The sequence below is a fragment of the Flavobacterium plantiphilum genome, from assembly GCF_046000495.1.
GTDB classification, from domain to species: domain Bacteria; phylum Bacteroidota; class Bacteroidia; order Flavobacteriales; family Flavobacteriaceae; genus Flavobacterium; species Flavobacterium plantiphilum.
Map to the genome: position 1 here is coordinate 112,456 of NZ_JBELQA010000006.1, position 13,697 is coordinate 126,152.

At 35.5% G+C, this 13,697-nt stretch carries 14 protein-coding genes; 9 read left to right on the top strand and 5 right to left on the bottom strand.

Annotation, left to right across the window (positions count from 1 at the left end):
* The first annotated feature begins 23 nt into the window (after positions 1–23).
* Both ABS764_RS11510 and ABS764_RS11515 read left to right on the top strand, forming a co-directional pair.
* Positions 24–1,457, top strand: a complete 1,434-nt coding sequence (locus tag ABS764_RS11510; RefSeq protein WP_408081947.1) for an aminotransferase-like domain-containing protein — start codon at positions 24–26, stop codon at positions 1,455–1,457.
* A complete protein-coding gene (locus tag ABS764_RS11515) occupies positions 1,438–2,217 on the top strand; it encodes a PhzF family phenazine biosynthesis protein (protein ID WP_408081948.1) in 780 nt (259 codons plus the stop codon). Before ABS764_RS11510 ends, ABS764_RS11515 begins: the two co-directional genes overlap by 20 nt.
* A gap of 90 nt (positions 2,218–2,307) precedes the next feature.
* Here the strand turns inward: ABS764_RS11515 and ABS764_RS11520 are convergent, their stop codons facing one another.
* The 4 genes from ABS764_RS11520 to ABS764_RS11535 all read right to left on the bottom strand — a co-directional run bounded on the left by ABS764_RS11520 (position 2,308) and on the right by ABS764_RS11535 (position 3,910).
* Complete coding sequence (locus ABS764_RS11520; RefSeq protein WP_408081949.1) at positions 2,308–2,496, bottom strand: hypothetical protein; 189 nt, start codon at positions 2,494–2,496, stop codon at positions 2,308–2,310.
* Positions 2,497–2,629: 133 nt separating this feature from the next.
* The gene (locus ABS764_RS11525) at positions 2,630–3,181 is read right to left on the bottom strand and encodes a hypothetical protein (RefSeq protein ID WP_408081950.1); all 552 of its coding nucleotides are present in this window, start codon (positions 3,179–3,181) and stop codon (positions 2,630–2,632) included.
* A gap of 2 nt (positions 3,182–3,183) precedes the next feature.
* Positions 3,184–3,666, bottom strand: coding sequence for an RNA polymerase sigma factor (locus ABS764_RS11530; protein ID WP_408081951.1), 483 nt, complete (start codon positions 3,664–3,666; stop codon positions 3,184–3,186).
* Between the two features lie 55 nt (positions 3,667–3,721).
* Complete coding sequence (locus tag ABS764_RS11535) at positions 3,722–3,910, bottom strand: hypothetical protein (protein ID WP_408081952.1); 189 nt, start codon at positions 3,908–3,910, stop codon at positions 3,722–3,724.
* A 135-nt stretch (positions 3,911–4,045) separates the two neighbouring features.
* Here ABS764_RS11535 and ABS764_RS11540 point away from each other — a divergent pair, with 135 nt between their 5' ends.
* Genes ABS764_RS11540 through ABS764_RS11550 form a run of 3 tightly spaced genes read left to right on the top strand, consistent with a single transcriptional unit; the run spans position 4,046 to position 5,809 of the window.
* Positions 4,046–4,384, top strand: coding sequence for an ArsR/SmtB family transcription factor (locus ABS764_RS11540; RefSeq protein ID WP_408081953.1), 339 nt, complete (start codon positions 4,046–4,048; stop codon positions 4,382–4,384).
* Positions 4,362–4,865 (top strand): SRPBCC family protein, encoded by a 504-nt coding sequence (locus tag ABS764_RS11545; protein WP_408081954.1) that lies wholly within the window; start codon positions 4,362–4,364, stop codon positions 4,863–4,865. The genes ABS764_RS11540 and ABS764_RS11545 overlap by 23 nt, the downstream gene beginning before the upstream one ends.
* On the top strand, positions 4,862–5,809 hold the full coding sequence (locus tag ABS764_RS11550) for a DUF6807 family protein (RefSeq protein WP_408081955.1): 948 nt from the start codon (positions 4,862–4,864) through the stop codon (positions 5,807–5,809). The genes ABS764_RS11545 and ABS764_RS11550 overlap by 4 nt, the downstream gene beginning before the upstream one ends.
* A gap of 139 nt (positions 5,810–5,948) precedes the next feature.
* On the opposite strand, the gene ABS764_RS11555 is transcribed toward ABS764_RS11550, so the two are convergent.
* The gene (locus tag ABS764_RS11555; protein WP_408081956.1) at positions 5,949–7,481 is read right to left on the bottom strand and encodes a SulP family inorganic anion transporter; all 1,533 of its coding nucleotides are present in this window, start codon (positions 7,479–7,481) and stop codon (positions 5,949–5,951) included.
* Positions 7,482–7,683: 202 nt separating this feature from the next.
* On the opposite strand from ABS764_RS11555, the gene ABS764_RS11560 reads away from it, so the two are divergent.
* The 4 genes from ABS764_RS11560 (at position 7,684) to ABS764_RS11575 (ending at position 13,301) form a co-directional block, all read left to right on the top strand.
* Positions 7,684–8,139 (top strand): DinB family protein, encoded by a 456-nt coding sequence (locus ABS764_RS11560; RefSeq protein WP_408081957.1) that lies wholly within the window; start codon positions 7,684–7,686, stop codon positions 8,137–8,139.
* 43 nt (positions 8,140–8,182) lie between these two features.
* Positions 8,183–8,500, top strand: a complete 318-nt coding sequence (locus tag ABS764_RS11565; protein WP_408081958.1) for a DUF6660 family protein — start codon at positions 8,183–8,185, stop codon at positions 8,498–8,500.
* A gap of 48 nt (positions 8,501–8,548) precedes the next feature.
* A complete protein-coding gene (locus ABS764_RS11570; RefSeq protein ID WP_408081959.1) occupies positions 8,549–10,720 on the top strand; it encodes a TonB-dependent receptor in 2,172 nt (723 codons plus the stop codon).
* Positions 10,721–10,847: 127 nt separating this feature from the next.
* Positions 10,848–13,301, top strand: coding sequence for a DUF4982 domain-containing protein (locus ABS764_RS11575; protein ID WP_408081960.1), 2,454 nt, complete (start codon positions 10,848–10,850; stop codon positions 13,299–13,301).
* The last annotated feature ends 396 nt before the right edge of the window (positions 13,302–13,697 follow it).

Below are 13,697 nucleotides of genomic sequence, written 5' to 3' on the forward strand. Positions count from 1 at the left end.
CAAGACACAGAAAAACTGATAATATGGCGAGAGAAATTTTATATTTAAAAATTGCAAGAATTATTGAAGAACAAATCCATATCGGGAGTCTGAAAACAGGCGAAAAACTTCCCTCCATTCGCACCGTTCAAAAGATTTATGGCATAAGTATTAATACTGTAAAACAGGCTTTTTTAGAACTGGAAAGTAAATCATTAATAGAATCCAAACCTAAATCCGGTTATTATGTCAGTAATTTTTTTGATACCAGATTAGCTCTTCCCTCTATCAGTAAACTTCACTTATCTGACAAAGAAAAAACTCCTGAAGATTTAATCAGCAAGGTTTTCAATACTTTAACAGATAAAAATATCACTCAGTTTTCCTTAGGGGTTACAGACAAAAGTATGTTGCCTATAGCTAAACTGAACAAAGGAATTAACAAAGTGTTGCGACAATTAGACGACAGCGGAACGGGATACGAACCCGCTCAGGGAAACCTTAATTTAAGAAGAAACGTAGCCAAATGGTCTTTTACCTGGGGTGGAAATTTAACCGAAAAAGACATTGTAACAACATCAGGAGCATTAAACGCTTTATTTTATGCTTTGATTACAGTTACTAAACCGGGAGACACCGTAGCTATTGAAACGCCACTGTATTTTGGTATTTTACAAATGATAAAATCACTGGGACTTCATATTATTGAACTCCCCACCCACCCTGTAACGGGAGTTTCTCTGGAAGATTTAAAAAAAGTATTACCTCAAATCAGCGCTTGTTGCTTTGTAACAAACTTTAATAATCCTCTGGGAAGCTGTATGCCTGAAGAAAATAAAAAAGAAGTTGTCAGATTGCTTACACAGCATAACATTCCGTTGATTGAAGATGATTTGTATGGCGATTTATTTTTTGGCGCCAGCCGTCCAAAACCCTGTAAAGCTTTTGATAAAGAAGGAATCGTGATGTGGTGTGGTTCTGTTTCAAAAACCTTAGCGCCCGGCTATCGTGTGGGTTGGGTTGCTCCGGGAAAATTTAAAAATAAACTGATCAGAAAAAAACTTTTACATACTATTTCCAGTCCCCCATTATATCAGGAAGTGATTGCTGATTTTATGGAACATGGCCGTTATGAACATCATCTTAGAGGATTACGAAATACATTGTACAGCAACTATTTGCAATTTCAACGTACTATTGAAGAACATTTTCCTGAAAACACTAAAATTTCAAAACCTCAGGGCGGATTTGTACTTTGGCTGGAACTGGATCCAAAGATAGACACTGCCCTGCTTTTTGATATTGCTATACAGCAAAAAATAGGTTTTGCTCCCGGTCGAATGTTTACCCAACACGACCAATACAACAATTGTATGCGGCTAAATTTTGGATTAAAATGGGATGATAAAGTCGAAAACAGCCTTAAAAAACTTGGATTATTAATTAAACAACAACTTTATGAAATTATATCAAATTGATGCTTTTACCAAAAATATATTTTCCGGAAACCCCGCAGCTGTTTGTCCGCTGGAAGAATGGCTGACCGATGAAATGATGCAAAATATTGCAGCTGAAAACAATCTTTCCGAAACAGCATTTTATGTTAAAAACGGAGCTAAATATGAGATAAGATGGTTTACACCTACTGTTGAAGTCGATCTTTGCGGACACGCCACTTTAGCTGCTGCGTATGTACTATTCAATTATGAAAATCATAAGGATTCACTAATCAACTTTTATTCTTCCAGAAGTGGTGATTTAATGGTAACTAAAGAAGACGATTTACTTTCACTAAATTTTCCTTCCGATGTATTCGAAGCTGTCGAATTAACGAATCAGCTGCTAGATGCATTTGATGTAAAACCCAAAAAAGCTTTTAAAGGAAAAACAGATTATATGATTGTGTTTAATGACGAAGAAGAAATACTGTATTTAAAGCCTCAATTTGATAAAATTGTAAAGCTCGGAGTCAGAGGTGTAATTGCAACCGCTCCCGGGAATAATGTTGACTTTGTATCGCGATTTTTTGGTCCGCAATCCGGAATAGATGAAGATCCTGTGACAGGTTCCGCACATACAACTTTAATTCCTTTTTGGGCAAAAGAACTGAATAAATCTAAATTATCCGCCATTCAGCTTTCAGAAAGAAGAGGATATCTGGAATGTGAATTATTAGAAAACAGCGTTCGCATAAGCGGTTACGCCAGATGTTATCTCATTGGGGATTTGTTTTTATAAAAAAGAAAAGCCTCTTTAAAAATAAAGAGGCTATCTATAAAAATTTATCAAACCCTAAAATGACAAATTTTATTTTTTTATAATGTATTATTAATCTATTTCTGCCATAACATTTTCCATGAAGATTTCCGGTTCTCTTTCATTGTACCAATAATCTGCAACAATACTCAAAACAATATCTTTTAAACCACTTAAAGAACTTTCCGGTTGATGTTGTTCATCTTTAATTACTTCAATAAGTAATTCATTTACTTTACTGATTTTCTCTGAATTTGTCATCTTGCTTATTGTTGATTAAACACTTAATTGCCTTATTGTTTCCGGGAATAAAAGTATAGGAATTACGATTTCCCGACAATACCCACTTTTAGTGATTTTTTTATGTTTTTTTAATATAATTTTAAGATTTGTCTTATTTAACCTCTTCAAGCGTGTGAATACAGTCCTGAATTTGTATAATTCTCTTAATCCAGATACGATATAATATTCTCAATTGAATTAAAAAAATAACAGTCGTAAACAACAGTAAAAAGTACTTTGGCATCGTAAACTGAATTCCATACGTAAAAAACACGAGTAATCCGGAAATAAATCCCAATCTGGCAATAACAGCAATCAATGCAAACTTTTTTATTCTGATATAAAGCTGTACTAACGCTATTTTAATATTCGAGTTATCTGTTAAATAGCGATTGTGATAATATCCGTAAACGTTATGAAGTATAGGCAGTAATAAACTTATTATCAAAATTAAATTAACCCAAAAAGGCTTTTCAGAACCATCAAACATTGAATAATAAACCATTAAAAAAAGTACCCAACCGGTAATCTCAAGCAGAATTTGTTTACGAATGGATTTCAAAACCGGGTGTTTATTTTCCTGTAACATCCTTACTAATGTTGCTTCGTCTTTAGAATCGGCTTCAATCGCTTTCCAATCAGATTTTAAATCATGTAGTTCCATCGCTATTTGTTTAACAAGGTTTTAATTTTTATTTTAATTCTGTTTAATTTTACTCCCACATAATTTTCACTGATTCCTGTAATCTCTGCAATTTGCTGATAGGACAATTCCTCAAAATACAGCGCTATTAATGCTTTTTCACTGTCATCCAATACTTTTAGAACAGCAAACAAGCGTTCCTGCCGCAGCTCTACCTCATCATTAGGCTGCTCTTCGGCAAAATCAGGTAATTGTGTGAGATAATTAATGGGTGTTGTTTTTTTTCGAAAAGAAGCAATGGCTGTATTCAGTGCAACACGATACATCCAGGTACTTATTTCTGAATTTCCTTTGAAATCAGGATAGGATTTCCAAAGCTGGAAAACTATTTCCTGAAACAAATCTTCACGATCCTCAGCACTATCCCGATACAAACGAACGATTTTATAAAGCATTGCATCGTATTGCGCTACAATCTCTAAAAACTCTTTTTCAACTGCATTCATTTCTAATACATTTCTTTTCGAATAAAACTAAGATAAGCAAAATCATATTCTACGCTCATTTATGCTCTAAATTTAATTTCTCCTTAACAAGCTGAATATCAGTTTTTATTTGTGCATTCTCCAGTTTTAAACTATCAATCTGTTCCTGAAGATTAGTATCTCTGATTTTTGATCTTCCTTCCGGTGAAGATTCTTTTCCACATCCCACTACTACAAAAAGCAGCATTACAATAATTGTTTTCATATCTATTGGTTTTTATATATTAGTTGTCTTTTCTTTCAAAAACTTACAGCTGACTAAAAAAAACAATAAAATATTTGCGCAACCAATTAATTGCATTATATTTGCAACTGATTGATTGCATTAAAATTATTCAGAATGAGAAGAGACATATTTCAGGCTATTGCTGATCCAACCCGAAGAGCCATCATAAGTCTGATAGCAGTTCAGGCGATGACACCGAATGCCATTGCAGAACATTTTGAAACCAGCAGACAAGCCATTTCAAAACATTTAAGAATCCTGACAGAATGCGAACTTTTAAAACAAGAACAAAAAGGCAGGGAAATTTATTACCAACTCGAACTGGAAAAAATGAAAGAAATTGACCAATGGCTGTCACAATTCAAAGCCATTTGGGAAAACCGTTTTAATGAATTAGATACTATATTAGCAACCTTAAAAAACAAAAAAGATGAAAACGAACCTACAATTTGACTTTATTGTTGATAAAGAAAACAATACTGTAAACGTAAAAAGAGAATTTGCAGCTAAACTTCCTTTAGTTTGGGATGCCTGGACTAAACCGGAAATTTTAGATTTATGGTGGGCACCTAAGCCATATAAGACCGAAACCAAATCAATGGATTTTAGAGAAGGTGGCACTTGGTTTTATGGCATGGTTAGCCCCGAAGGCGAAACACACTGGTGCAGAAATGATTATAAAAAAATAAATGTACAAAAATCTTTTTCAGGATTAGATGCTTTTTGCGATGAAAACGGAACTATCAACACTGATTTTCCGCGAACCGTATGGAACAATACTTTTATCGAAAACGGAGCAACTACCACTGTAAATATTGTAGCTCAATATGAAAAACTAGCCGACCTGGAACAAATTATCTCTATGGGATTCCAGGAAGGATTCACGATGGCATTGGGTAATTTAGATGACTATTTAAATGAAATGACTAAATGATGCTAACCAAAAAAATCCATCTGTTGCTTGCTGTTGGTTTTATGAGCCAAATCACTTTTAGTCAGGTTCATTTAAAAATTGAAAAAAGTCAAAGTTATTTTACCGAAGGCAAAGACAGTATTTTAACGTATCAGGCTTCAGAAAAGTCAATTAACGGACAATACATTCGTTCGAATTACATTCATCCGTTATATAATCTGGATGGAAGTGTCTTAAGTGAAGATTTCCCTGCTGATCATTTGCATCATCGGGGAATTTTCTGGGCTTGGCATCAATTATACATTGGAGATAAGCGAATAGGAGACGGCTGGGAAATAGAAAACTTCAGTTGGGAAGTGGCTGCTGTAAAAAAGAAAAAGCAAAAAGACGGTAGCAAAGCTATTCAAGCTACTGTTTATTGGAAATCGCCATTATGGATCAATAAAAAAGGTGTGGAAAAAACTTTTGTAAAAGAAACCACAACGATAAAAGTTTATCCCAAACAATTGCATTACCGTTTAATTGATATCGAAATTGCATTATTGGCACTGGAACCCAACATGCGAATTGGCGGTTCAGAAGACGAAAAAGGTTACGGTGGTTTTTCGCCACGAATTAAACTCAGTGACGATATTGTTTTTACCGATCCCTCGGGAAAAATCACGCCCACTAACCTACCTCTCCCTGCCAGCGAATGGATGGATATATCAGGTTCTTTAGGTAAAAATGGAAATAAAGCAGGAATTACTATCTTATGTAATCCTAAAAATCCGGATTCAAAAAATCCCTGGATATTACGGGCTAAAAAAAGTATGCAAAATGCTGTTTATCCGTTTCCGGGAGCTAAAGCAGTTCCTTTATCAAATAAAAAACCAACTGTTTTACGTTACCGATTAATCGTTCACGACGGCGATGCAAACAGCATTCCGATTGATGAAATATTTCAAAACTATATTAAAAAATAAATTAGTAATAGATTTAATTGAAAAAGCCACGAATTCACGAATTATGAGATTATAATTCGTGAATTCGTGGCTTTATTTTTTTTCTAAAAAACAGAGCCAATACATTTTGTAATGGCTCTGGCTATTAGTATGACTGGTATTAATTCGGAACTACCTTATAAGTAGGATCTTCCATAATATTTACTTCAATAATTCCTTGAGCATTTTGTAACAATTGACGACAATCATTACTTAAATGACGCAAATGCACCGTCTTACCGACTTTAGCATAACGCTCCGTGATTTTGTTTACGGCATCAATAGCACTCATATCGGCAATTTTACTTTCTTTAAAATCAATAATTACCTCATTGGGGTCATTCAACACATCAAATTTCTCAGCAAAAGCAGTTGTAGAAGCAAAGAACAATGGACCATAAATTTCATAATGTTTCGCTCCATTTTCGTCAATATATTTTTTAGCACGAATTCGTTTTGCACTTTCCCATGCAAAAACCAATGCTGAAATAATTACTCCTATCAATACGGCTAAAGCCAAATTGTGCATCAAAATAGTAATAACCGCTACCAAAACTCCAACAAAAATATCCTGTTTAGGCATTTTGTTTATGATACGAAAACTAATCCATTCAAAAGTACCTATTGCCACCATAATCATAACTCCTGTTAAGGCTGCCATAGGTAATTTTTCAATTACAGGTGCGCCAAACAGCACAATACAAAGTATCGTTAAGGCTGCAATAATACCTGACAAACGTGCTCTGGAACCTGCTGATAAATTCACTAAAGTTTGAGCAATCATTGGGCATCCACCCATTCCAAAGAAGAATCCGTTCAGGATATTGGCACTTCCTTGCGCCACACATTCTCTGTTTCCATTTCCTTTAGTTCCTGTAATTTCGTCTACTAGGTTTAGGGTTAACAATCCTTCTGTCAATCCTACACAAGCCATAATCAATCCGTAAGGAAGAATTAATTCTAAGGTTTCTAAGTTGAAAGGAATGTTCGGAATATGAAAAGGCGGAAATCCTCCGCTTACTGATGCAATATCAGCCACAGTTTTTGTTTGGATTCCAAAACCAAAAACCAACGCAAAAACAACCATAATAGCTACCAAAGATGCTGGAACCGCTTTGGTGATTTTTGGAAAACCAATCACGATTGCAATAGTTAAAGCCACCAAACCAATCATGATATACAACGGATTTCCGGATAACCAAACACTTTCACCATTGACAATCGTTTTAAATTGTTCTAATTGTGACATGAAAATTATAATCGCCAAACCGTTTACAAACCCGAACATTACCGGTTGCGGTACCAAACGAATAAATTTACCTAATTTGAATACACCAATTAAAATCTGAATTATTCCTGCTAAAGCAACCGCCGCAAAAACATAATCCAATCCATGCGATTTCATCAGTGCAATCAATACAATGACTGTTGCTCCTGCTCCACCTGAAACTAATCCTGGACGTCCGCCAAAAATAGCCGTTACCAATCCCATGATAAATGCAGCATACAAACCCACTAATGGCGGAAAACCAGCTAAAATAGCAAAGGAAAGCGACTCCGGAATCATCGTCATGGCTACCGTTAATCCTGCTAATATTTCGGTTTTATAATTTACTTTTTGCGAAAAGTCAAATAGGGTAAAATATTGTTTCATTCTTTTGAGTAAGGAGTTATAAAATTAAAGCGCTCTTTATATCACTTTAGTGATAAATGATTTTAAGTTTTTTTAAGAAGTGCAAAGGTAATTTTTTTAAATCCTTATTCCAATTAAATTAGAAATTGCCTAGTATTCTATCCAACCAACCTATTTTTGAAAGTCCATTTTTAATTATATTTGAAAGAAAACTACAAGTCCAATGGAAACACACGATTTTTTTAAAGACGCATTCGAATATACTTATCATTTCAATCAGGAACTCATTCATTTATTTAAAAATAACAAAAATTGTATTCCTGAAAAATCCATGCAATTATTAAATCATTTGATAAATGCACAACAAATTTGGAATGAGCGTATTCTAAATGAGCCAAATACTATTGGAGTTTGGGAAATGAGATCTTTAGAAAATCTAAAAACAATCAACCAACAAAATTACAATCAAAGCCTAAACATTTTAGAAACAATAGCATTGGATAAAAAAATAGATTATAAAAATTCTAAAGGAATTCAATTTTCAAATACGGTACAGGAAATTATTTTTCACATCATTAATCATGCTACGTATCACAGAGCTCAAATTGCCAGTGATTTGAAAGCCAATGGAATCGAACCCATCAATACCGATTATATTTTTTATAAAAGAAACACCTAAGCTACACAGAATATAAAATAGATTTTTTAACTTCGTTGCCGTAATGAAAATAAGTACCTTCATATTATCACTTTTAATACTTGTTTTATCTTTAAAACCCTGCTCTGACGGAAGTAATGCCGAAGACCTGAAAAAAGATAACATCAGTCTTAATCACAATCATCAGGAAGATCATGATGATTCCTGCCCTGTGACCTGTATTTGCAGTTGTTGCGGAATGTCGGTAACTTTTGAAAGCATTAAAATCTATACTTTTAGAATCCATACGGAAATTTCTAATGTAGTAGTATCTTCTTATCAGTCAAATTATCAATTTGATTCTGTTGCTGCTATCTGGCAACCTCCTCAGTTAATTAGTTAAAATATCCGGACAAAAGTCTCATTTTTAATTAATTAAATTTCATATCAAATGAATAAATTCATTTTGAGCGCAATGCTCATCCTATTATCATGCCTTGGAATGAAGGCACAGACAAATACTATTCAAATACAGGTAGTTTCTGAAAAAGAACCTATAATTGGTGCCAACATTTATCTCGAATCAGACAAAAAATCGGCTGTTACAGATGCTGAGGGAAAAGCCAGATTATCGGATGTTTCGAATGGGAAACAAACCATAATAATTTCTTATCTGGGTTTCGAAACCCTGAAAAAAAACATTCAAATTCCGGGGGAGTCCGTTTTTGTTTTTAATTTGGAACCCAATGAAAACGAACTCGAAGAAGTCGTTTTACAAACATCACGTACCAGCAGAACGGTTAGAAAAATCCCTACCCGGATTGAATTTATTGGTGCAGAAGAATTAGAAGAAAAAGCTACGATGAACCCAACGAATATTTCGATGGTTTTACGTGAAAGCACCGGAATCCAGATGCAGCAGACTTCGCTAAGCAGCGGAAATTCAAATATAAAAATTCAGGGACTGGACGGGCGTTATACCCAGCTTTTAAGAGACGGTTTTCCGTTGTATTCCGGTTTTTCCAGCGGTTTGAGTATTATGCAGATTCCGCCTTTAGACTTGCAGCAATTCGAAATTATCAAAGGAAGTTCTTCTACACTTTACGGCGGTGGCGCTATTGCCGGATTAGTCAATATGGTTTCGAAAACTCCCGATGAAGAACCGGCTTTGGATATTATGCTTACCCAGACACACGCTTTAGGAAGTACAGCAAATATTTTTTACAGCAAACGAAACCAAAAATTCGGAACGACACTCTATGGTTCGGCACATTATCAAAAAGCCTATGACCCCGAAGATGATGATTTTAGTAATCTGCCTAAAACAAAATCCATTTCTTTTAATCCCAAATTCTTTTATTATCCTTCTGAAAAAACAACACTGTGGTTAGGCGTTAACGGAACGTATGATGATCGGATTGGTGGGGATATGACAAAAATTAAAAGTCAGCAAAACGGCATTCATCAATATACTGAGGACAATGTTTCTAAGCGTTTGAGTACTCAGGCAGTGTACAAAACCCAACTGGATTCACTAAGTAATTTCAACATCAAAAATAGTATTTCTTATTTTGACCGTTCGCTGCAGGTACCTGATTTTAACTTTAGCGGAAAGCAAATCAATACCTTTACCGAAGTAAGTTATGAAAGAACTAATGCTAAGACCGACTGGATTCTGGGTGCTAATTTCTATTCGGTAGATTTTGATGAAGCTGATGATGCGCTGTTGCAACGCGATCAAAAAGAGTTTACCTACGGGCTATTTGCCAATAATATATTTGACATTAGCGAAAACTGGATTCTGGAAACGGGTTTACGTACCGATTATAATGCGGACTGGGGATTTTTCCCTTTGCCAAGAATTTCAATATTGTACAAAAATGAAAACGGGATTTCGAGTCGTATAGGTGGTGGACTAGGATATAAAATTCCCGATATTTTTACTGAAGAAGCAGAATCCATTAATTTCGAAAACGTACTCGGCATTGATAAAGACAATCTAAAAGCCGAACGTTCTTATGGCGTGAATTATGATTTTAATTATCAGACTCATTTCGGGGAAATTGGATTTTCGGCCAACCAGCTTTTTTATGTTACCGCTATTCAAAATGCCTTGCTGTTAAACAGCTCAGGAACTAATTTCCAATTTGAAAATGCAGCAGAAGTCATCCTAAGTAAAGGTGCTGAAACGAATATTAAGTTGACTTACAACGATTTTAAATGGTTTTTAAACTATGCTTTTATTGATGCACGCCTGCACTATTTGCCAGGAAACCCACAAAAACCACTTACTCCTAAACACAATGCAGGTAGTGTAATCATGTATGAAAACGAAACCTGGCGTATAGGATTTGAAACCTATTACACCGGAAAACAACTGTTATCTAACGGAACTAAAACTACCGATTATACTACTATGGGATTTTTACTGATGCGAAATTTCAAATGGGGTGCACTCTTTACCAACTTTGAGAATTTTACTGACAGAAGGCAAAGTCGTTTTTCTCCATTGGTTTTACCTACACATGATAATCCCACATTTCCGGAGATCTATGCTCCTACTGACGGATTTATTTTCAGTCTGGGAATCATCATAAAACCTTTTGGAAATAAAGAACATTAAAAAACTCAGGCAACCTTCTTTTACAAAATAAAGGAAGGTTGTTTTTTTTATACAAAAGCAGGATTCTCAAGTTCGATTATTTTTCTATTTTGCAACGCATTTTATAAAAACCAACCTTGTAGAAAAAATGAATTATAAAAAACTACTGTTCTTCTTAATTGTTCTAAACATTCATTGTAGTCATGCTCAGGACATTCGAAAATCAATTTTATTAAATAAAAACTGGAAATTCTCTAAAGGCGATTTCAAAGATGCCAATCAAATTGGCTTTAATGATAAAAAATGGGAAACAGTAAGCATCCCGCACGACTGGGCAATCTACGGCCCTTTTGACGAAAATAATGATGTCCAAAAAGTAGCTATTACACAAAATTTAGAAAAAGAAGCAAAAAGACAAACCGGAAGAACCGGTGGTTTACCTTATATGGGAATAGGCTGGTACAGAAATACGTTTAGTGTACCCAATTACCAAAAAGGACAACGCGTAAGTCTGATTTTTGATGGTGCTATGAGCGAGGCTCATGTGTCCGTTAACGGTAAAGAAGCCATATTCTGGCCTTACGGATACAATTCATTCCATATAGATGTAACGGATTTATTGAATGCTGACGGACAAAAAAACCTGTTATCTGTTCGATTAGAAAATAAAGAACAATCTTCGCGCTGGTATCCCGGAGCCGGATTGTACCGCAATGTACATTTGGTTATTACCAATCCTATTCATGTTCCGGTTTGGGGAACTTACATTACCACTCCTTATGTGGCTAAGGATTATGCTTCGGTACGATTAGAAACCAAAGTAGAAAATGTACCGAATAAAACGGAAATCAGGATAGAAACCAACATTCTGGATAAAAACGGAAAAGTGGTTGCCACTAAAAATGATATTCGAAAAATGAATCACAGTGAACCCTTTGTTCAAAATTTCACGGTGAACAATCCTGCTTTATGGTCTCCTGAGACACCTACTTTATACAAAGCCGTTTCTAAAGTCTATTTAAAAGACCAATTAGTAGATACTTATACAACCCCTTTTGGTATTCGTGATATTAAATTTATTGCTGACAAAGGATTTTTCCTCAACGGACAACTGCGTAAATTCCAGGGAGTTTGTAACCACCACGATTTAGGACCATTAGGTGCGGCAATCAATGTGGCAGCTTTACGCCGTCAGTTAACGATGTTAAAAGATATGGGTTGCGATGCTATCCGAACCGCTCACAATATGCCGGCACCTGAATTAGTAGCGCTTTGTGATGAAATGGGTTTTATGATGATGATAGAACCTTTTGACGAATGGGACAAAGCCAAATGTAAAAATGGTTACCACCGTTTCTTTGCAGAATGGGCAGAGAAAGACATGATTAATATGTTACACCACTACCGTAATAATGCCAGTGTTATTTTATGGAGCATTGGTAACGAAGTACCTACACAATGCAGCCCTGAAGGCTATAAAGTGGCTAAATTTTTACAGGATATCTGCCACCGTGAAGACCCTTCCCGATTAGTAACCTGCGGAATGGATCAGGTGACTTGTGTGCTTGAAAATGGTTTTGCCAATATGATTGATATTCCGGGATTTAATTACCGTGTGAATCGCTATGAAGAAGCATTTAGCAAATTATCCCAGAATATGGTTTTAGGTTCTGAGACTACCTCAACGGTAAGTTCGCGTGGTATTTATAAATTTCCTGTAGAGAAAAAAGCAGATGCTATTTATCCGGATCACCAGTCGTCCTCTTATGATTTTGAATATTGCAGCTGGTCTAATTTACCCGATTTGGATTTTGCTATGGCCGATGACAAAGAATGGACTTTAGGACAGTTTGTCTGGACCGGATTTGATTATTTGGGCGAACCAAGTCCGTATAGCATCAATGCCTGGCCGAACCACAGTTCGATGTTTGGAATTATCGATTTAGCCAGCATTCCTAAAGACCGTTACTATTTGTACCGCAGTGTCTGGAATAAAAATGCCGAAACCCTGCATGTCTTACCACACTGGAACTGGGAAGGAAAAGAAGGAGACATCGTTCCTGTTTTTGCTTATACCAATTATCCAACGGCGGAATTGTTTGTAAACGGAAAAAGTTACGGCAAGCAGACTAAAAACAATACAACACCTCAAAACCGCTACCGCCTGATGTGGATGGACGTAAAATATGAACCGGGCGAAGTAAAAGTAGTTGCTTATGACAAAGATGGTAATAAAAAAGCCGAAAAAATCATTCGCACCGCCGGAAAAGCACACCATCTTGAACTAGTTCCGGACAGAACTGAAATGCAGGCCGATGGTACAGATTTGGTGTATATCAACGTTAGAATGGTAGATAAAGACGGAAACTTATGTCCTAACGACCAGAGTTTAGTGAATTTCAGCGCTGGCGGTGCCGGAAATTATAAGGCTTCCGCCAATGGAGACGCTACTTGTCTGGATTTATTCCATTTGCCTAAAATGCATCTTTTTAACGGTCAATTAACAGCCATTGTACAGGCAGCTGAAAAAGCAGGAAAACTATCTTTCGAAGCCAAAGCCAGCGGAGTAAAATCCGGAAAAATTGCACTGGATGTGAAGTAATTTTAAAAATAGTTAATTATAACAACCTCTTTTATGTTTTTAAAAGAGGTTGTTTTTTTGGCGCTCCTTGTACAAATTCATTGCGAAGAATGAAGCAATCCCACTAGCTGCTCACATTATGTGATTTCTCCTTTATTGAAATGATACAAAATTAGCTTTGCTTAAAGACATTGCACGCATTACAGTAATAAATACAACCATTATTTCCAGCCCCATTCAACAAATGGGGCTTTTTTATGCCTAAAAAGAACTATTTAGGTTCGCTATAGGTACTTTTTTAATCCATTAAAGTAGTTTTTAGGTTCGTTATAGGTCTTTTTTAAGTACTAAAAAGGAGTTTTTAGGTTTGCTATAGCTGTTTTTTTAGTATCTGAAAGGAGTTTTTAAGTAGGCTAC